The following is an 18,491-nucleotide window of genomic DNA, read 5'->3' on the forward strand; positions in this document are numbered from 1 at the left end:
GGGCCTCCTCTACTCGGAGCGTGGATCGGAGGGATCCCAGAGCAACGTCGTGGGATGATCCTGGTCCATCAGCCGATCGAGGTCGTAGACAAAGCGGTCGCGAGTGTACTCGGCGTTCTCGAAGTGGCGGCCCACATGGATCGCTTCGACCGGACAAACCTCCTGGCACATCCCGCAAAAGATGCAGCGGAACTCGTCGATCTCGTATACGATCGGATACCGGTTCCCCTGATCGTCTTCGCCCCCCACCAAGCGGATGCAGTTGGCTGGGCAGACGGTGGGACACAGGCCGCAGGCCACGCACTTGGGCCGCCCGTCCGCATGAACCTCCATGCGGTGGGTGCCCCGCCAGCGCGGGCTGAGCTGCGTGGGCTCCTCCGGGTACTGCTGTGTGATCTTGTCCGGCCGGATCATGTGCTTGAAGGTCAACGCCATGCCTTTCAGCGTAGCCCTCAGATAGGAGTTCTTCTCCGGCGCTGGACGCCGAAGCACCTTGACGGTTACCGCCACGCGTCGCCTCCCGCTTGCGGCAGCAAGTGGATGTCACCTCCCGCGACGGCCTTGCGAGCCGCCGCCCCCTTGATGATGCGGCCGCGATCGAGGACGAAGATGAACGCCAGGAGCGCTGCGCCACTGACCGCGGTCAATACCAGACCGAAGAGGAAGCCGTAAGGAATCCCGAGTTGGTCGAGCACCAGGATCGTACCGGCCACGAGCATCGTGTACGCCAGGGAAACCGGCAGCAGGACCTTCCACCCCAGACTCATCACCTGGTCGTAGCGGAAGCGCGGCAGCGTCCAGCGAATCCAGATGTAGAGCACCACGAAGAACAGTGTCTTGACGCTGAAGGCGCCCAGGGTGAGCAGCGTTTTCCACCAGGCGGGGTTCGCAGCGATGGGCGCACCGGACGCGTCGAATCCTGAAATCAACATGCCCTGCCACCAGAACGCGTCGTCCCAATGCCCGGGCAGGTCCCAGCCTCCGAAGAACAGCGTGGCCATCAACGCGGAGGAGGTGAGCACGTGCGCGTATTCGGCGATGAAGAACATCGAGAACTTCATGGCCGAGTACTCGGTGTGATATCCGGTCACCAACTCGGATTCCGCCTCGGGCATGTCGAAGGGCAGCCGATTGGTCTCTGCGAACGCAGAGATCACGAAGAAGAGAAACGCCAGGGAGAGCGGGAAGGCGAACCAGAAGTCCAACTGCTGCTGCTTCCAGATGATCTCGCTGAGGGTGACGTTGCCCGCCAGCATGAGCACGGTGATGAGGCTGAGCCCCAACGCCACCTCATAGCTGACCATCTGCGCCGACGAGCGCAGCGCGCCCAGGAACGCGTACTTGTTGTTGGAAGCCCAACCACCCAAGAAGAGCCCGTACACTCCCAGGGACGCGAACGCGAGGATGAAGAGGATCCCGATGGGGAGATCGGCGACCACCATGTCTACCACGCCGAATGGGGTCGGTAGCGGAGCCGCGAACGGAATGACCGCCCAGGTGACCACCGCGGGCGTGATGGAGACCATGGGGCCCAGGATGAAATAGAACTTGGACGATGTCCCCGGGAGGGTCTCTTCCTTCAGGAAGTTCTTGATGCCGTCGGCGATCGGCTGCAGCAGCCCGAAGGGGCCGACTCGGTTGGGGCCCAGGCGGTCCTGGATGAACGCAGACACCCGTCGTTCCGCCAGCGTCGTGTAGGCGACGCCCAACATGACGGCGCCGAAGCCTGCCAGGATCTTGACCAACATGGCGACCCAGTACCAAAGGCCCGCGGCCGCGGTGATCGGCTCCATCTATCCCCTCGCCAGCAGGGTGGGCTCGTTCAGGAGCGCCCCGCGCTCCCCGATCTCGAGATAGGTCAATCCGCGGAACTCCGGCGCCACCTCACCCGCCCGCTGGAAAGCCAGGTCCACACGCGTGGGCGCTTCCTGGTTCCCCAGGGCCGCGTCCAGCGCACCCAGCACGAACCAAGCGGGACGCGCCGCACCCGGAGCATTCATCGCCTTGTGGAAGCGCTGGACCCGCCCCTCATGATTGGTGAACGTTCCGTCCTGCTCCGCGAACGTGCAGATGGGAAGCACGAAGTCCGCCGTGGCCTCGAGGCCGGAGCGCCACCAGCCCAGGTAGACCACCAGGTCGGCGTTCTCCAGCCGGTCGGCGGGCAGGTCCTCCAGCGCGTCCCCGAGTACGAACACCACGCCGCCGCCCACACGCTCGACCCCGCCGGTGCCATCCTTGTCTCCGGTACGGGCATAGCCGAGCACGGTGGCTCCCCTCTCGTTGGGGCTCAACTCCGCGCGGCGGATCAGCTTGGGGAACCCCGGCAGGGGAACCTCGTCCTCTGCGCGGCGCGAACGGAACAAGCGCACCACGCCTGTCCCGATGCGGTCGCCCAGGTGCCGGAGAACCGTCAGATCTTCATTGGACGCATGAGCACTCGCGATCAACGTCACCGAAGTTTCCCCCAGCGCCGCCAGCCGGTCGTAGAGGCTCCCCAATGCATCCGACCAGTCCGTCGCTCGCAGCCCCGAGTCCCGCCGAACCAGCGGCGCCTCGATCCGATCCGAGCGGTTGAGCCACTCGTAGTTGTGGCGCCCGAAATCGCACATCCAGTGGCCGTTGACCTGGAGGTTCTCTCGCGGCTTCAGGCGCTGCACCAGGTTGTCCCGCGTGTGGATGTCGATGTTGCATCCCTGGCTGCAGCTCGAACACACCGATGGCGTATGATCGAGGTCCCAGGCGCGGGCTTTGTAGAGGAAGTCCTTGGAGACCAGGGCGCCCACCGGGCAGATGTCGACGATGTTTCCGGCGAAGGGGGAGCCGTCCAGTCCCTTCTCGAAGAAGGTGTCGATCACCGAACGGTTGCCTCGCTCCACGACGGTCAGGCGCGCATCCTGCGCGACCTCGGTCATGAAGCGCACGCAGCGCGTGCACATCACACAGCGGTCACCATAGAAATAGACATCGCCGCCGAAGTCGTCCCGACCGAACACCCGCTTGGGCTCACGACTCCGGCCGTGCGGGCGCCCCTCCAGGTTCACGTAGTCCTGGAGCTTGCACTCTCCCGACTGATCGCAGATCGGACAGTCGAGCGGGTGGTTGACCAAGTAGAACTCCAGCACCCCGCGCCGCATCTCCAGCGACTTGTCGCTGTGGGTGTGCACGACCTGGCCGGGCATGGCCTGTGTCACGCACGACGGTTGCAGCTTGGGCGCCCCCTCGATCTCGACCAGGCATAGGCGGCACATGGCCGGCGAGGACAGGCCCGGATGGTAGCAGTAGTGGGGCACCGTCACGCCCATCGATTGCGCGGCCTGCAGGAGGGTGGTGCCCTTCGGCACCGTGACCTCCTGGCCATCGATGGTGAGGGTGACCTGCTCGGTGGTCCCGTTTTCGCTCATCGGCTCGCGTCCGCCCTCGTCACGCCACACCCACCCGCTCACCACGGCGGATGAGGGCCAGGTATTCGTCCTTGAACTTGCGGATGGACGAGACCACGGGGGCGGCTGCCGAGTCCGACAACACGCAGATCGTGGTGCCCGTCATCTGCTCACTCATGTCCAACAGGGTGTTGAGGTCATCCTCCGTGCCGCGTCCGCCCTCGATGCGCTGAAGGATGGTCGTCATCCAGGCCGTACCTTCCCGACAGGGTGTGCACTGCCCGCAGGACTCGTGTGCATAGAACTGCACCATGCGACGGACCTGCTTGACGATGTCGGTGGAATCGTCCATGACGATCACCGATGCGCACCCGAGCATCGAGCCGCAGGCCGCCACCCCCTCGTAGTCGAGGCTGCAGCTGCTGCAGTCCTCGACGTTCATCAGGGGAACCGAAGACCCTCCGGGGATGACCGCCTTCAGTGAGCGACCGTCCCGCATCCCGCCGCATACGTCCTCGATCAGCGATATGAGCGGGAAGCCGAGCGGAAGCTCGTAGTTCCCGGGGCGCCGGACGTGACCGCTCACGCAGAACAGCTTGGTGCCAGGGCTCTTCTCCGTCCCCCACTGCCGGTACCACTGGCCACCATGGGTGACGATGTGGGGCACCGTCGATAGCGTCTCGACGTTGTTGACCGTGGTGGGCATGCCGAACGCGCCTACCGCTGCCGGAAACGGGGGCTTGACCCGGGGCTGACCCCGCCGGCCCTCGAGCGAGTTCATCAGCCCGGTCTCTTCGCCGCAGATGTAGGCGCCGGCGCCCACGTGCAGCGTCACATCGATCCGCTCACCGGACCCCAGCACGTCCTCACCGGCCAGGCCGGCCGCGTAGACCTCTTCCAAGGCCTTCGCCAGGACCTGCGTGGCCTCGAAGAACTCACCACGCAGGTAGATGTAGGCATGCTGCGCGCCGATCGCGAACGCACCGATCAAGCATCCTTCGATGACCTGATGCGGGGTCCAGCGGATCAGCTCGCGATCCTTGAAGGTCCCGGGCTCCGATTCGTCCGCGTTGCAGCACAGGTAGTGAGGCTTCCCACTGTTCTTGGGCATGAAGCCCCACTTCACGCCGGTGGGGAAGCCCGCGCCTCCCCTGCCCCGCAGACCCGAGGCCTTGACCTCTTCGATGACCTTCTCTCGGCCGATCTCCAACGCTTTCTTGAGCGCCGCGTATCCGCCGCGTGCCTGCCAACCGGCCAACGTGCGGGCGCTGGGGTCGCCGAAGTGCTCGCTGAGCAGCCGCACTTCACTTGGATGTCGGTACGGGTAGGCCATGGTCTATTCCCCCCGCTCCCGGAGGCGAGCGATCAGGTCCGGAACCTGATCCGCCGTCACGTTCTCGTAGTAGCGGGAGTTGATCTGCACGCAGGTGGGAAACCCGCACGCCGCCAGGCATTCGGCCTCCACCACGGTGAAGTCCCCGTCCGTGCTGGTGTCGCCCAGCTCCGTGTCCGTATGGGCCAGGAACGCCTCCAGCACCTCGTCGGCGCCACAGAGATTGCACGAGATGTTGGTGCAGACCTGCACGAGAAAGCGCCCGACGGGGCGCTTGTTGTACATCGTGTAGAAGGTGGCGACGCCGCGGACATACGCCTCGGACAACCCGAGCAGTGCGGCAACCTGGTCCATCGTCTCCGGAGAGATGTGACCGCGGACCTCCTGCGCCAGGTTCAGCGCTGGCAGGAGGGCGGCGCGAGCCGTCGGGTACCGGGTCCGGATCTTGTCGAAGCGCACCTGGTAGGGCCCCTCGAAGAGGGGAGCCTCCGGGTGCTTCTCGACCTTCATGTAGGGATAGCTGGCCGCGGCCGCAGCGTGTCCACCCTCCAGCGGTCGAAGCCCCACGTAGGAGTCCCCTCTGACCTCGGCCTCGCCCAGGTCGAACTCACCCGTGTTTCCTGCCCATCCCGGATTGCGGAACGGCGCGTCGCTGCCTGAGCTCACCGGTCGATCTCTCCCAGCACGATGTCGAGGCTCGCATTGATCATGATGAGGTCGGACACCAGGTGTCCCTCCGCCAGCTTTGCGATGGCGGACAGATTCACGAAGGACGGCGGTCGCACACGCCAACGCACCGGCTTGGGGCCGCCGTCCCCGACCAGGTACATCCCCAGTTCACCCTTCGAGCCTTCCACCGAGAAGTAGCAGTCCTCGGGTGGTGCGTGGATTCCCTCCATGATCAGCTTGAAGTGGTGGATCATGGACTCCATATCGTTCATGCAGTCGGTCTTCGACGGCAGCGACACGCGGGGATCCTCGACGTTCATGGGACCGTCGGGGAGTCGGTCCACGGCCTGTTGCAGGATTCGGAGGCTCTGACGCATCTCTTCGAAGCGGACCAGATAGCGATCATAGCAGTCGCCGTGCGTGCCCACGGGGACCTCGAAGTCGTACGTCTCGTAGTCGTAGTATGGGCGGTCCTTGCGGATGTCGTAGGTGACCCCGGCGGCCCGCAGGTTGGGGCCACTCAAACCAAAGTTGATCGCGTCCTCCGCCGAGATGACCCCCACGTCCTGGGTCCGGCCGAGATGGATGGCGTTGTTGGTGAGCAGGCGATCCACTTCGTACAGGGTCTGCGGGAAGTGGTCGATGAACTCCTGCAGGCTCTCTACCCACCCCTCCGGGAGATCGGCCATCATGCCGCCCACACGTGTCGCGGACGTGGTGATGCGGGCTCCCGTGAGCGATTCGTGCAGCTTGTAGATCTTCTCTCGCTGCTGAAAGCTGTACAGGAAAGGCGTGAAGGCGCCCACGTCGATGGCCGTCGTCCCCAACCAGAGCAGGTGACTGAAGATCCGGTCCAGCTCCATCAGGATCACGCGGGTCACCTTGCAGCGCTCGGTGACCTCGATTCCCATCAGCTTCTCCACCGCCATGGCATAGGCGCAGTTGTAGATCAACGGCGCCAGGTAGTCCATGCGGTCGGTGAGCGGGACGATCTGATTGAAAGTCCGGTATTCACCCAGCTTCTCGAACGACGAGTGGAGATAGCCGATGTGGGGAATCACCCTCAGCACCGTCTCGCCGTCGAGCTCACAGACCAGACGCAATACGCCGTGGGTGGCCGGATGCTGGGGGCCGATGTTGATGAGCATGTGCTCGGAGTCGAACCGTGGCTCCGCCACGTCGACAGGGGCCAGCGGCCCCCAGGCCGGCCGCCCGTCCACCCCCAACTCCGGGGCCCGGCGTACGGAGAACTCGACGGTGCGACTACTCATCCTCACTCCCTGGGGCGACGGGGCCGCCCTCGATCAACTGCGGCGTCCCGCCCCGGCTCAGTTCGAACGCCGTGTAGTCCGCGTAGGGGTCCTGCAGGAGCGCGCGACGGGTCTGCTCCGCCCGGCTGAAGCGCCCACGGAGCGGGAAGTCCTTCCGGAGCGGATGACCTTCGGCGTAGTTCTCGGGCATGAGGATCCGCCGCAGGTCCGGATGACCCTCGAACGTGATGCCGAACAGATCGTAGACCTCACGCTCGAGCCAATTGGCCGAGTTCCACAGCGGCACCGTAGAGCGGATGCGCAAGCCGTCCAGCGGCAGCCGGCACTTGACGCGCAGTGCGCGCCGGTGCGGGATCGACCAGAGCTGATAGACCACCTGCAGCGGAGCGCCTCCGCCGTGGTCGACGGCCGTCACGTCCGCGAGGAAATCGTAGTGGTGCGCGGGATCCGTCTTCAGGAACGTCAGGATCTCGATGTTGCGATCCGGCGCCACGTAGACGACGTGCTGATCTCCCGCACAGACCTCATGCTGCAGAACAGCCTCCCCGAACTGGGCCCGCAACGCATCGACACTGGGATGGGACGGGACCTCGACGTCCGCCGCCCTGGGCTCGGGGCCGGCTTCCGGCGGTCGGGACGGTCCCGCATCGAGGTGCTCGAAGCGGGGACGGCGGTCATCGGCGCTCACGATCTACCTCGGCCTTCAGGGAATCCGGTCCTTGGGGCGGCTCTGGGCGTGGGTGTCGACGTTGCCGCTCGCCCGATTCTGCTTCGTCGAGTTGCCGAAGGGACCCGTGAGTTGGGCCACCAGCGCATCGTCGGCGCGTGGCCGCCCCACGGCCGACGCGTCCTCGGCGCGCAGCACGTCCATCCGGCTGAGGCTCTCCTCCCGGATCTTCTCCTGGATCATCATCAGACCGTAGATGAGCCCCTCCGGACGAGGGGGGCATCCAGGCACATAGACGTCGACTGGGACGATGGTATCGATCCCCTGGACCATGGAGTAGACGTCGAAGACCCCGCCGGAACTGGCGCAGGCACCCATGGATACGCACCACTTGGGCTGCGGCATCTGGTCCCAGATGCGTCGCAGCACGGGCGCGAGCTTGTAGGGCACGCGGCCGGCGCAGATCAGCACATCCGCCTGGCGCGGACTGAAAGACATGCGCTCCATGCCGAAGCGCGCCAGGTCGAAATTGCTGGCTGCGGAAGCCATCATCTCGATGGCGCAGCACGCCGTCCCGAACGGCATGGGCCACAGCGAGTTCCGCCTGGCCCAGTTGACGATGAAGTCCAGCTTCGTGGTCAGAAAGGTCGGGCTGCCCTCGCCGGCGAACCCCGCCCCCTGCGTCGACCCGGGCTCTATTCCCATTCGAGGCCTCCCTTCTTCCATTCGTAGACCAGCCCCAGCGTGAGGACCACCACGAACAGGCTGACGGCCAGGAAGGGTCCCCACCCCAGCTCGCGCATCCGCACGGCCCAGGGAATGAGGAAGACCGCCTCGAGATCGAAGACGATGAAGCTGATGGCGACGAGGTAGAACTTCACCGAGAAACGGTGCCGGGTCGAACCCAGCGGCACCATTCCCGATTCGTATGGCATCTCCTTCTCCGGCGTGGGCCGTCGGTTGGACAACAGGTGGGAGGCGATGACCATGCCCACGGCCTGTGCAACCGAAATACCGAGAAGGATGAGTACCGGGATGTAGGTTCCCGACATGCCCCCGCTTTTTGTGAAAACGTTCACGAGTCGGAGCGGCGAGAATCTACCGGCAACGAGGGGGTGCCGGCAAGCGCGCGGGACCCCCCGTATATAGGGGTTTGCCGCCCCTCCCTACCCCGTCTATCTTGCCGCCCGCCCTTCCCGGGCAGGCCTACCCCGGGGAGGCACCACGGTTCAGATCCCCGAGGGAACCCGAGGCTCGACGAGACGCAGAATGGCGATTCAGAACGACCGTTGGATCCGGCAGATGGCGGAAGAGCACGGCATGATCGAGCCCTTCGAGGCCGGCCAGGTCCGGGAAGGCGTGATCTCCTACGGTCTTTCGTCGTACGGATACGACATCCGGGTGGCGCCCGAATTCAAGGTGTTCACCAACGTCCACAACGTCGTGGTCGACCCCAAGCAGTTCGACGATCGTTCGTTCGTGGACGTGCAGGCGGATGAGTGCATCATCCCCCCCAACTCCTTCGCGCTCGCTCGCACGGTGGAGTACTTCCGCATTCCGCGCGACGTCCTGGTGATCTGCCTGGGCAAGTCCACCTACGCCCGTTGTGGGATCATCGTGAACGTCACGCCGCTCGAACCCACCTGGGAGGGGTTCTTGACGCTGGAGATCTCCAACACGACGCCGCTGCCGGCGAAGATCTACGCCAACGAAGGGATCAGCCAGCTGTTGTTCTTCCGAGGGAACGAGCCGCCCGAGATCGCGTACGCCGACCGTCGGGGCAAGTACCAGAAGCAGACCGGAGTCACACTGCCCCGTCTCTAGTCGGCTTCGCGCCCGCTGTGGCGCCTGAGTCCGGGCCGCTGGGCCGCCCCGCCCCCCCTGGCGGAGGGCGCCGCAGCCGCCGTCCTCGGCTCAGGGGACGATCTGGAGCAACTCCACGTCGAAGACCAGCACCGAATTGGGCGGGATGGGGCCAATGCCCTGATTCCCATACCCGAGTGACGCGGGAATCACGAGCTTGCGCAGGCCACCCACGCGCATGCCCGGGATCCCCCGCTCCCACCCTTGGATGACCCTGCCTTGCCCCAGTGAGAACGAAATCGTTCCGCCGTCGAACAGCGTGCCGTCCGGCAGCCACCCGGTATACCCCATCTGCACACCGTCACCCACGCTCGCTTCCGCCCCCGTCCCCACGCGCAGGTCCTGGATGTAGAGGCCGCCGTCCAGGCGGGTCATCTGGGCCAGATCCACGTTCAGGATGGAGGAGAAGGTCGTGTTCTCGGGGGTGCCGGTCCCCATCTCGGGACCGCCATCGTCCCCACAGCCGGCCACAACCGCGAAGGCCAGCGCCAACGCGCCCAGCCGTGCCCTCGACTCGATCCCGAGCATCGATGCTCCTCAACGTTGATGGACGATCCGACCGTCCACGATGGTGTAGTCCACGCGGATGTCCTTCAGCTCGGACGGATGGGCGGTAAGGGGACTGCGGTCCAATACCACCACGTCCGCCAGCTTTCCTACCTCCAACGTGCCCTTGCGGTCCTCCTCGCCGGCGGCGAAGGCATTTCCCACGGTGTACGCTCGCAGGGCCGTTTCGATGTCGATCCGCTCCTCGGGGAACCAGCCGCCCTCGGGTTGTCCGTCCAGGGTCTGACGCGTCACCGCGGCATACATCCCCTGGAGCGGATCCGCGGTGTACCAGGCGGCATTGGTCCCGGGCCAGTCGCTGCCGAACGACAGCATCACACCGGCATCGTGGAGCGTGCGGAAGGCATAGGCCCAGCGAGCCCGCGCGCCGATGCGCTCCTCCATCCAACGCATGTCGTCGATGGCATGATAGGGCTGCACCTCGGCGATGATGCCCAGGCGGGCCATGCGCTCCGCGACCTCCGGCCCCGACAGAACCTGGGTGTGGATGATGGCGAAGCGCCGATCCGCTCGGGGTCCATGGACCCGGATCACCTCTTCCATCAGGTCGATGACGCTGTCGATGGCCTCGTCCCCGATGGCGTGGATGCGCGGCGACAACCCGATGGAGTCCGCACCGAAGAGCAGCCGCCGCATGTTGCCGGTCGGGGCCATCCCGGATCCGTTCCCGGTTACATGTCCCGTATTGGTGGCGTCCCGCCAGGAGCCACGCACGCCGGTGGTCAGGTAGGGCTCGTAGAACCGGGCCGATGAGTTGCCCATGATCCCATCCGAGAAGCCCTTCAGGCCCCCGAAGCGGATCCAGTCGTCCCCGAATCCGTGGCCGATCCCCACATCAGCCAACTCGTCCCAGGTGTCGAGCACCGGTCGCACGTTCACACGGGCCGTCAGCTCGCCGGCCTCGCGCAGTGCCTGGAAGACCGGCAGTTGCTCCGGCGGCGTGATGTCGAAGAAGGTCGTGACACCGAGCTCGCGGAGCTGCCGAAGCGCCACCCGAGCCTCCGCCAGGCGCTGCTCCATGGTCTTCTCCGGGATGGCCTCCCGGATGCGGTCACGGACGGTGTTGGAGATCCTGCCGGTCGGGCGTCCGCCCTCGCACTCCACGCCCGCCCAGCTGCAGTCGGCCTCGGCGGCCGCAAGTGCCGCTCCGTTGGCGAGGAACTGGCTCTGGTCCCAGTTCCAGAGCACCGCTGGATTGTCGGCCGACACGTCATCGATCACGCTGCGGTCGGGTCGGAAGGGTGTCCGAACCTGCGCCTCGTCACGACCGGTGGAGCCCTGAGCCCACTGCGCGTAGGCGCCCCACATCCCGCCGACCATCCACGCCCCGTCGGGCAAGCGCTCCGCCGCCGCTGCCACGGCCGCCCTGAGGCCGTCGGCGTCCGAGACGTCCAGGAGGTTCACTCCCAGCAGGAGCTCTCCAGCGCGGTTGAAGTGGGTGTGGTTGTCGATGAAGCCGGGCGCGACGAAGCGGCCGTCCAGCTCGATCACGTGTGTGGATGGCCCCAGCAGCCGGCGAGCCGCCGACGAGGACCCCACGTAGACGATCCGTCCCCCGCGCATCGCCAGTGCGTCCGCCGCGGGCGCTCCCTCGACCCCTGTCCAGAGCGTACCCCCGACGAGCAGGAGGTCCGCTCCCTCTCCTGCGGGCGCGGGCAGGCAACCGAGGGGTGCCAGCAGCGCCAATGTTCCGGCCAAGGCCACGACTCGGGACCGGAGCGTGCTCCCGCTCATCCGCCGATGGAGCCGGTCAACGCCCGCAGCAGATCGCGGTTGAGATGTGCGATGTTCCGCAGCGAGATGCCCTTGGGGCATGCATTCTCGCAGGCGCCGTGATTGGTGCAGTTGCCGAACCCCTCCTCATCGTGGGTCGCCACCATGGCCACGGTGCGCTCGTACCGTTCCGGCTGTCCCTGGGGGAGGAGCGCCAGATGCGTCGCCTTCGCCGACGTGAACAGCATGGCCGAGGCGTTGGGACAGGCCGCCACGCAAGCGCCGCAGCCAATGCAGGTCGCCGCGTCGAACGCTTCGTCCGCGTCCTGCTTGCGCACGGGAATGGAGTTCGCATCCGGGGCACTCCCGGTGCGGACCGAGATGAAGCCCCCCGCCTCCACGATCCGGTCCAGCGCGGCACGGTCCACCACCAGGTCGCGGATGACTGGAAAGGCGGCCGCACGAAACGGCTCGATCCAGATCTCGTCGCCATGCTTGAAGCTGCGCATGTGCAACTGGCACGCGGTGGTCCGCTCGTTGGGCCCATGGGGCCGCCCGTTGACCACCATGCCACAGGATCCGCAGATGCCCTCACGACAATCGTGCTCGAACTGGATGGGCTCACCCCCGTCCTTGGTGATTCCCTCGTTCACCAGGTCGAGCATGTCGAGGAACGACATGTCCGGCGAGATGTCGGATGCGGTGTAGCGCTCGAAGCGCCCCCGCGCAGTCGGAGATTCCTGTCGCCATACACGCAGTGTGAGGTCCACTACTTGTAGCTCCGCTGCGAGAAGGGCACGTAGTCGAACATGAGCTCCTCCTGGTGGCGGCGCGGCACCGACGGATCACCCGTGTACTCCCACGCAGCGACGTGGGCAAAGGCCACGTCGTCGCGCCGCGCCTCGCCCTCGTCGGTCGTGTGCTCCACCCGGTAGTGCGCACCGCACGACTCGTCGCGCGTCAGCGCGTCGAGGCACATCAGTTCCGCGAACTCGAAGAAGTCGGCGAGTCGCCCAGCCTTCTCCAGGGACTCGTTGAGCGACTCGGAACTGCCGGGCACGTTGACTTCGGCCCAGAACTGCTCCCGCAAGGCCGGGATCTGCTGAAGGGCCGCCGTGAGCCCTTCGCGGGAGCGCTCCATGCCGCACGCGTTCCACATCAAACGGCCCAGCTCCATGTGGAAGGAATCCACGGTGCGGCTCCCCTTGGTATCGAGGAGACGCTTCGACCGGGCCGCGACCTGCGCCTCGGCCTCCACGAACGCGCTGTGGTGCGTATCCAGCTCGTCCGTCCGGATACGCGCCAGGAAGTTCCCTACGGTCAACGGAAGGATGAAGTAGCCGTCGGCAAGGCCCTGCATCAGCGCTGAAGCGCCCAGCCGGTTGGCGCCGTGGTCCGAGAAGTTCGCCTCGCCGATGGCGAACAGACCAGGGACCGTGGTCATCAGGTCGTAGTCCACCCACAGCCCACCCATGGTGTAGTGGGGTGCCGGATAGATGCGCATGGGCGTCCTATACGGATCCTCGCCGGTAATCTTCTCGTACATGGCGAAGAGATTCCCGTAACGCTCCGAGACGGCGCTGCGACCGATGCGCTGAATGGCGTCGCGGAAGTCGAGGTAGACACCGTTGTGCAAGGCGCCCACACCATGCCCTTTGTCGACCATCTCCTTGGCCCGGCGCGAAGCGATGTCGCGCGGGCTCAGGTTGCCGAAGCTCGGGTAGATGCGCTCCAGGTAGTAGTCGCGTTCGGCGTCCGGGATCTGCTCCGGCGCGCGCTGATCACCGGCCTCGGCAGGCACCCAGATCCGACCGTCGTTCCGGAGCGACTCGCTCATCAACGTGAGCTTGGACTGATACTCGCCGTTGGTGGGAATGCAGGTCGGGTGGATCTGGGTGAAGCACGGGTTGGCGAAGGCGGCGCCCTTGCGATGCGCTCTCCACGTGGCCGTCACGTTGCACTTCTTGGCGTTCGTCGACAGGAAGAACACGTTGGAGTACCCGCCCGTCGCCAAGACCACCGCGTCCGCCGCGTGCGACTCCACGCGCCCGGACAGCAGGTCACGCGTCACGATGCCGCGGGCACGACCATCCACCACCACGATGTCCAGGAGCTCGGAGCGGTTGTGCAAGCGCACCTGGCCGGACGCGACCTGCCGCATCAGGGCCTGATAGGCACCTAGCAACAGCTGCTGACCGGTCTGGCCGCGGGCGTAGAACGTCCGGGACACCTGAGCGCCGCCGAACGAGCGATTGGCCAGTAGCCCACCGTACTCCCGTGCGAACGGCACCCCCTGCGCCACGGCCTGGTCGATGATCTCGAGGCTGAGCTCGGCCAAGCGATAGACGTTGGCCTCCCGGGAGCGGAAGTCCCCACCCTTCACTGTGTCGTAGAAGAGACGGAAGACGGAGTCCCCGTCGCTTTGGTAGTTCTTGGCGGCGTTGATTCCGCCCTGGGCGGCGATGGAATGCGCGCGCCGGGGCGAGTCATGGAAGGTGAAGGTCTGGACCTGATAGCCCAACTCGGCCAAGGTGGCGGACGCCGCCGCGCCAGCCAGCCCGGTTCCGACCACGATCACATCGAAGCGGCGCTTGTTGGCGGGATTGACCAGCTTCATCTCGAAGCGGTGGCGCTCCCACTTCTCCTGAATGGGGCCCGCCGGAATCCGGGCATCGAGCTTCATCTGACTCATGGGAGCCCCACCAGCCCGAAGGTCACCGCGAGCGGAACCGACATAAAGCCGGCGAAGAGCCCGAGGGCGATCGCAGCCGCCAAGCTCCGGCGCCACCCACCCCGGTGCTCCCCTACGAAGCCCAGCGTCTGGAAGACGCTCCAGACACCGTGATAGAGGTGGAAGCACAGCGCACCCATCGCCACGGCGTACACCAGCACGATGAGGGGATTGGAGAAGCCGATCACCAGATTGCGGAAGGGATCGGCACGATCGAAGTCGGGATGGACGGTCCCGATGGTGAAATGCAGGAGGTGATAGACGATGAACAGGAGCAGGATCACGCCACCCCAGCGCATCGTGCGGGACGCGTAGCTGAACGACAGCGCCTGCTCCTTCTGGTAGCCGGTCGGCCGGGCGGCCCGGCTGCGACGTGCCAATTGCCAGGCTGCTACGATGTGCACGAGCACGGCTGCCAGGAGCAGAGCCCGCACCAACCAGAGCGCCACCCCGCGCGGCAAGGCGGGCTCGCCCACCTCCCGCAGCCATTCGGCATAGTGGTTGAAGGCTGCGGCTCCCAAGAAGACCTTGAGATTCCCCGCCATGTGCCCCAGCACGAAACCGACCAGCAGGATCCCTGATCCCGCCATCACGATCTTCTTCCCGACCGTGCTATTCCAGAGCCCCGGGCTCTTCGGCACCGGATCCCTCCGTTCTCTCTACGGGGTGGGGGTCAGCGGACGACCGCGATGGTGCTGCGCACCGCTTCGGCGCTGCTGGCCAACTCGGTGCGCTCGGCGTCGGTCAACTCGACCTCCAGAATCTGCTCCAGACCGGCCGCACCCAACTTGCACGGAACGCCGAGGAAGATGTCCTTCTCACCGTACTCCCCGGTGAGATAGGCCGCGCACGGCAGGATGCGCTTCTTGTCGTGCACGATGGCTTCGACCATCTGGACCGCCGCGGAAGACGGTGCGTAGTAGGCGCTGCCTGTCTTGAGGTAGCCCACGATCTCTGCGCCACCTTTGCGTGTCCGATCGATCAGCGCATCGATCCGATCCTGCGCCAACAACTGCGTCAGCGGGATTCCCGCGACGGTGGTGTACGAGACCAGAGGAACCATGGTGTCTCCGTGTCCCCCCAGCACCAGCGCCTGGATGTCCTCGACCGACACGTCGAGCTCAAGGGCGATGAAGGAGCGGTAGCGGGCGGTGTCCAGCACACCGGCCATGCCGATCACGCGCTCGCGGGGAAATCCGGTGGTCTCCATGGCCACCCACGACATCACATCGAGCGGGTTGGAGACCATGATGATGATGGCGTCCGGTGCAACGCGCTTGATCTCCTTGGAGACGGCCTGGACGATCCCCGCGTTGGTCTTGAGGAGATCGTCACGGCTCATCCCCGGCTTGCGGGCGATACCGGCGGTCACCACGAAGATGTCCGACCCTTCCGCAGGCCCGTAGTCGTTCGAACCCACGACCCGGGTGTCGAACCCTTCGATGGGAGCGCTCTCCCACTGGTCGAGACCCTTCCCCTGCGGTATCCCCTCGACGATATCGACGAGGACGACCTCGCGCGCCAACGACTTCTCGGCGATGCGCTGCGCGCAGGTCGCCCCGACATGTCCGGCTCCGACAACCGTGATCTTCCCGGTGCTCATCGTCTTCGGATTCCTTCTCTTCTGTTCGGTTGATCCGTCGTCGCGTCGGTCGGACCGGCCGGCCTGGCCGGCGAGACGTCGGGTTCGGGCACGGCGGACCGCTACCCGTTGTGATGAGAGACGTTCCCGGCTACCCCCCCGTCTGGGACAAGGCCACCAAGCCCCCCGATCCCGCCGCGCTTCCCTGCACCAGGTGATGCCGTTCCGGCTTGATCTGAAGCGTCTCGAGAATGAGGGGCAGCAAATCCTCTCCTCGCCGCAGCGGGTCGCGGAGATTGGTCTGCAGGTCGCCGAACAGGCAGGGCCGCAGATGGCCGTCGGCCGTAAGGCGAAGTCGGTTGCAGCGGTGGCAGAAGTTGTGGCTCATAGGCGTGATCACGCCGATGGTGCCCGCCGCGCCGGGGAACCGATAGTAGGTCGCCGGCCCGTTTCCGGTTGGACCCTGCACCGGTTGCAGCGGGCCGATGGCCCGCACCCGTTCCAGCGCCTCCGTGCAGGAGACGAACCCGCTGACGCTCAGATCGAGGTTCGCTCCGGTTGGCATCACCTCGATGAAGCGTACATGCCAGGGACGACTGCGGGTCACCTCCGCGAACGATGTGATCTCGTCGTCGTTCTGCCCACGCATGAGCACGACATTGATCTTGATGGGATCGAAGCCGACGCGCTCGGCAGCATCGAGTCCCTGCAGGATGGCGTCGAAGGCGCCGGGACGTCGGACGATGCGATCCAGCCGCTCAGGCACCAGCGAATCCAGGGAGACGTTCACCCGTCGTACTCCCGCGGAGCGCAGGGCGTCGGCCTGCGCCGCCAGCAGCACGGCATTGGTCGAGAGCGAGATGTCTTCGATCCCCGGCACCTCGGCGATCGCCGAGATCAGACGCGGGAGGTCCTTGCGCACCAGCGGCTCGCCGCCCGTGATCCGGACGCGGCGAAGTCCCATGCCGGCCATGGTCCGGACGATCCCCGTGATTTCTTCGTAGCGCAGGATCTCCGAGCGGGTCAGCCACTCCAGCCCCTCTTCGGGCATGCAGTAGACGCAGCGGAGGTTGCACTTGTCCGTCACCGAGATGCGGAGATACTCGATCCGGCGGCCGAAACCGTCCTCCATGGGTCGGAGCCCGCTCACGGCATCGGCTCCCGACCCTCGACCCAGGCGGTCTCCCCTCCGAGGTACGCTTCTTCCTTCCAGATGGGCAATCGCTGCTTCAACTCCTCCATGATGTAGCGGGCAGCCCCGAAGGCTTCCGCTCGATGAGGCGTCGACACCGCGACGGCCACCGCCACGTCCCCCACCTCGAGCCGTCCGATCCGATGCACGACCGCGATGCGCGGGGACTCGAACTTGTCCCTCGCCTCGGCCACGATGGCTTCCAGCTCGGTCAGCGCCATCTCCGGATAGGCCTCGTAGCGCAGCCCCTCCACCGATCGCTGCTCGTTGTGGTTGCGCACGGTTCCCAGGAACAGGATCTGCGCCCCGTCGCTCAGCGAGCCGACCTCCGACAGCACGGTGGTCGGGTCGATTTCTCGATCGGTGATCCGAATCATGGCGAGCGTGTGCGGTGTGACCGGCCCTGGCCATCAGCGAGGGCGGCTGCCAGCGCCGCCAGGACATCCTCCGTTGAAAGCTCGCGCATGCAGGGGTGTCCCGCCACCAGGCACCCCTCGTTCCGGAAGCGGTTCTCCTCGCACACCCGACACTGGTGGCGGCTGCGCACCACCCGTACGTGCGCAACCCGGGGGGCCCACAGGTGGAGGGGGCTGGCGCCGTGCCCGGCCTCATCGTTCCCGAACAGGGCGACCGTGGGACAACCCACCGCCGCGGCTACGTGCAGTGGCCCCGCGTCGACCGTCACCAGCGCCCGTGCCCGCTCCAGCGCCCCCGCCAGCTCCAGCAGCGGCGTGCGCCCGCGAAGGTCCGCGATCCCTCCCCCCTCCAACAACCGGTCCTCGTCCTCCCCCGCGTGGTAGAGGGCTCGCTGCCGGTCGGGGGCGCTGCCGATCAGGCCCATCGACAGCCCCTCCTGTCGACACCAGTCCGCCACGCGCTGCCAGCCCGCCAGGAGCCACATCTTGGCGCTGCGCGTCGTCGTAACGTGCAGGAGAACGTCCGGCACGACAAAGGAGGGAGGGGCGCTGCCGAGCTGGAGACGGAAGTAGTCGGTGCGGACGTACGCCATCCGACAGAAGATCTCGGCGATGTAATTGGTCTCCAGCACCTCCGCATACCGTTGCAGGAACTCCGGGCTGTTCCAGTCCGGGTCCTGCAACATCCGCTGCTCCGGGCGACGACCCGGGGGAAGCTTCCCGGTAAGGCCCGGAGCGAGAGCGGCACCGGCAATGTAGCGAGGCGCGAGCGCGGTCACCGCCACGAGGTTCAACTCCGCGAACTCGTCACAGTTGATGGCGAGATCGTAGGGCCCGTACGCCTCGCGCCGACGACGGAGCGCCTCCAGGAAGGCGGGCAGAAAGTCGGCCTCGCCGTAGAGGCTGTGCCGGAAGTCGATGTTCGGGTCAGCCTCCTCGAACCCGCGCGTCACCTCGCTTCCGAAGAAGTCGAGCACCGCGCCGGGATACTTCTCCTTGAGGCCTCGCAGCAGCGGAGTCAGGACGACGAAGTTCCCGACCTTGGTGCTGGAGAAAACCGCGAGGTGGGGCCGCTCGCCGAGCGGTTGATCCTCGAACCGCTCCAAG

The 18,491-nt window shown here is 66.1% G+C and carries 19 protein-coding genes; 1 reads left to right on the forward strand and 18 read right to left on the reverse strand.

The genetic code is table 11. The features are described from left to right. Positions 1-9 precede the first annotated feature (9 nt). The 9 genes from R3E10_03150 to ndhC all read right to left on the reverse strand — a co-directional run bounded on the left by R3E10_03150 (position 10) and on the right by ndhC (position 8,372). Positions 10-510, reverse strand: coding sequence for an NADH-quinone oxidoreductase subunit I (locus tag R3E10_03150; protein MEZ4414724.1), 501 nt, complete (start codon positions 508-510; stop codon positions 10-12). Further along, on the reverse strand, positions 501-1,793 hold the full coding sequence (gene nuoH, locus R3E10_03155) for an NADH-quinone oxidoreductase subunit NuoH (GenBank protein ID MEZ4414725.1): 1,293 nt from the start codon (positions 1,791-1,793) through the stop codon (positions 501-503). Before nuoH ends, R3E10_03150 begins: the two co-directional genes overlap by 10 nt. Beyond that, entirely contained in the window at positions 1,794-3,401 is a 1,608-nt protein-coding gene (locus tag R3E10_03160) for a 2Fe-2S iron-sulfur cluster-binding protein (GenBank protein MEZ4414726.1), read from the reverse strand. Positions 3,402-3,420: 19 nt separating this feature from the next. After that, positions 3,421-4,713 (reverse strand): NADH-quinone oxidoreductase subunit NuoF, encoded by a 1,293-nt coding sequence (nuoF, locus tag R3E10_03165; GenBank protein MEZ4414727.1) that lies wholly within the window; start codon positions 4,711-4,713, stop codon positions 3,421-3,423. A gap of 3 nt (positions 4,714-4,716) precedes the next feature. Continuing rightward, positions 4,717-5,379, reverse strand: coding sequence for an NAD(P)H-dependent oxidoreductase subunit E (locus R3E10_03170; protein ID MEZ4414728.1), 663 nt, complete (start codon positions 5,377-5,379; stop codon positions 4,717-4,719). Beyond that, positions 5,376-6,530 (reverse strand): NADH dehydrogenase (quinone) subunit D, encoded by a 1,155-nt coding sequence (nuoD, locus tag R3E10_03175; protein MEZ4414729.1) that lies wholly within the window; start codon positions 6,528-6,530, stop codon positions 5,376-5,378. Before nuoD ends, R3E10_03170 begins: the two co-directional genes overlap by 4 nt. Positions 6,531-6,645: 115 nt before the next feature. Further along, entirely contained in the window at positions 6,646-7,341 is a 696-nt protein-coding gene (locus tag R3E10_03180) for an NADH-quinone oxidoreductase subunit C (protein MEZ4414730.1), read from the reverse strand. A gap of 15 nt (positions 7,342-7,356) precedes the next feature. Then, positions 7,357-8,025: an NADH-quinone oxidoreductase subunit NuoB gene (gene nuoB, locus R3E10_03185; GenBank protein ID MEZ4414731.1), complete on the reverse strand. Its 669-nt coding sequence runs from the start codon at positions 8,023-8,025 to the stop codon at positions 7,357-7,359. Then, the gene (ndhC, locus tag R3E10_03190) at positions 8,016-8,372 is read right to left on the reverse strand and encodes an NADH-quinone oxidoreductase subunit A (GenBank protein MEZ4414732.1); all 357 of its coding nucleotides are present in this window, start codon (positions 8,370-8,372) and stop codon (positions 8,016-8,018) included. The genes nuoB and ndhC overlap by 10 nt, the downstream gene beginning before the upstream one ends. Before the next feature lie 217 nt (positions 8,373-8,589). On the opposite strand from ndhC, the gene dcd reads away from it, so the two are divergent. Then, entirely contained in the window at positions 8,590-9,144 is a 555-nt protein-coding gene (gene dcd, locus R3E10_03195; GenBank protein ID MEZ4414733.1) for a dCTP deaminase, read from the forward strand. Between the two features lie 90 nt (positions 9,145-9,234). Here dcd and R3E10_03200 read toward each other — a convergent pair whose 3' ends face one another. From R3E10_03200 to R3E10_03240, 9 genes are all read right to left on the reverse strand, one after another. After that, entirely contained in the window at positions 9,235-9,711 is a 477-nt protein-coding gene (locus tag R3E10_03200; protein ID MEZ4414734.1) for an FKBP-type peptidyl-prolyl cis-trans isomerase, read from the reverse strand. A gap of 9 nt (positions 9,712-9,720) precedes the next feature. Then, a complete protein-coding gene (locus R3E10_03205; GenBank protein ID MEZ4414735.1) occupies positions 9,721-11,484 on the reverse strand; it encodes an amidohydrolase in 1,764 nt (587 codons plus the stop codon). Next, the gene (locus tag R3E10_03210) at positions 11,481-12,233 is read right to left on the reverse strand and encodes a succinate dehydrogenase/fumarate reductase iron-sulfur subunit (protein MEZ4414736.1); all 753 of its coding nucleotides are present in this window, start codon (positions 12,231-12,233) and stop codon (positions 11,481-11,483) included. Before R3E10_03210 ends, R3E10_03205 begins: the two co-directional genes overlap by 4 nt. Then, positions 12,233-14,146 carry a fumarate reductase/succinate dehydrogenase flavoprotein subunit gene (locus tag R3E10_03215; protein MEZ4414737.1) on the reverse strand — a complete coding sequence of 638 codons (1,914 nt, stop codon included), beginning with the start codon at positions 14,144-14,146 and terminating at the stop codon, positions 12,233-12,235. The genes R3E10_03210 and R3E10_03215 overlap by 1 nt, the downstream gene beginning before the upstream one ends. Positions 14,147-14,151: 5 nt before the next feature. After that, on the reverse strand, positions 14,152-14,835 hold the full coding sequence (locus R3E10_03220; protein MEZ4414738.1) for a succinate dehydrogenase cytochrome b subunit: 684 nt from the start codon (positions 14,833-14,835) through the stop codon (positions 14,152-14,154). A gap of 32 nt (positions 14,836-14,867) precedes the next feature. Beyond that, the gene (gene mdh / locus R3E10_03225) at positions 14,868-15,797 is read right to left on the reverse strand and encodes a malate dehydrogenase (protein ID MEZ4414739.1); all 930 of its coding nucleotides are present in this window, start codon (positions 15,795-15,797) and stop codon (positions 14,868-14,870) included. 130 nt (positions 15,798-15,927) lie between these two features. Then, the gene (gene moaA, locus R3E10_03230) at positions 15,928-16,926 is read right to left on the reverse strand and encodes a GTP 3',8-cyclase MoaA (protein MEZ4414740.1); all 999 of its coding nucleotides are present in this window, start codon (positions 16,924-16,926) and stop codon (positions 15,928-15,930) included. Then, positions 16,923-17,345: a molybdenum cofactor biosynthesis protein MoaE gene (locus tag R3E10_03235; protein MEZ4414741.1), complete on the reverse strand. Its 423-nt coding sequence runs from the start codon at positions 17,343-17,345 to the stop codon at positions 16,923-16,925. The genes moaA and R3E10_03235 overlap by 4 nt, the downstream gene beginning before the upstream one ends. After that, the gene (locus R3E10_03240) at positions 17,342-18,490 is read right to left on the reverse strand and encodes a glycosyltransferase family 9 protein (GenBank protein MEZ4414742.1); all 1,149 of its coding nucleotides are present in this window, start codon (positions 18,488-18,490) and stop codon (positions 17,342-17,344) included. Before R3E10_03240 ends, R3E10_03235 begins: the two co-directional genes overlap by 4 nt. Between the last annotated feature and the right edge of the window lies 1 nt (position 18,491).

It is taken from the genome of Gemmatimonadota bacterium, assembly GCA_041390105.1.
Lineage (GTDB): Bacteria > Gemmatimonadota > Gemmatimonadetes > Longimicrobiales > Gaopeijiaceae > JAGQIF01.

Bases quoted from the DNA above. Each gene is read 5' to 3' on its own strand.
- nuoH (MEZ4414725.1), bottom strand. From the start codon at position 1,793: ATGGAGCCGATCACCGCGGCCGCGGGCCTTTGGTACTGGGTCGCCATG.
- R3E10_03160 (MEZ4414726.1), bottom strand. From the start codon at position 3,401: ATGAGCGAAAACGGGACCACCGAGCAGGTCACCCTCACCATCGATGGC.
- nuoF (MEZ4414727.1), bottom strand. From the start codon at position 4,713: ATGGCCTACCCGTACCGACATCCAAGTGAAGTGCGGCTGCTCAGCGAG.
- nuoD (MEZ4414729.1), bottom strand. From the start codon at position 6,530: ATGCTCATCAACATCGGCCCCCAGCATCCGGCCACCCACGGCGTATTG.
- nuoB (MEZ4414731.1), bottom strand. From the start codon at position 8,025: ATGGGAATAGAGCCCGGGTCGACGCAGGGGGCGGGGTTCGCCGGCGAG.
- ndhC (MEZ4414732.1), bottom strand. From the start codon at position 8,372: ATGTCGGGAACCTACATCCCGGTACTCATCCTTCTCGGTATTTCGGTT.
- dcd (MEZ4414733.1), top strand. From the start codon at position 8,590: ATGGCGATTCAGAACGACCGTTGGATCCGGCAGATGGCGGAAGAGCAC.
- R3E10_03200 (MEZ4414734.1), bottom strand. From the start codon at position 9,711: ATGCTCGGGATCGAGTCGAGGGCACGGCTGGGCGCGTTGGCGCTGGCC.
- R3E10_03205 (MEZ4414735.1), bottom strand. From the start codon at position 11,484: ATGAGCGGGAGCACGCTCCGGTCCCGAGTCGTGGCCTTGGCCGGAACA.
- R3E10_03215 (MEZ4414737.1), bottom strand. From the start codon at position 14,146: ATGAAGCTCGATGCCCGGATTCCGGCGGGCCCCATTCAGGAGAAGTGG.
- mdh (MEZ4414739.1), bottom strand. From the start codon at position 15,797: ATGAGCACCGGGAAGATCACGGTTGTCGGAGCCGGACATGTCGGGGCG.
- R3E10_03235 (MEZ4414741.1), bottom strand. From the start codon at position 17,345: ATGATTCGGATCACCGATCGAGAAATCGACCCGACCACCGTGCTGTCG.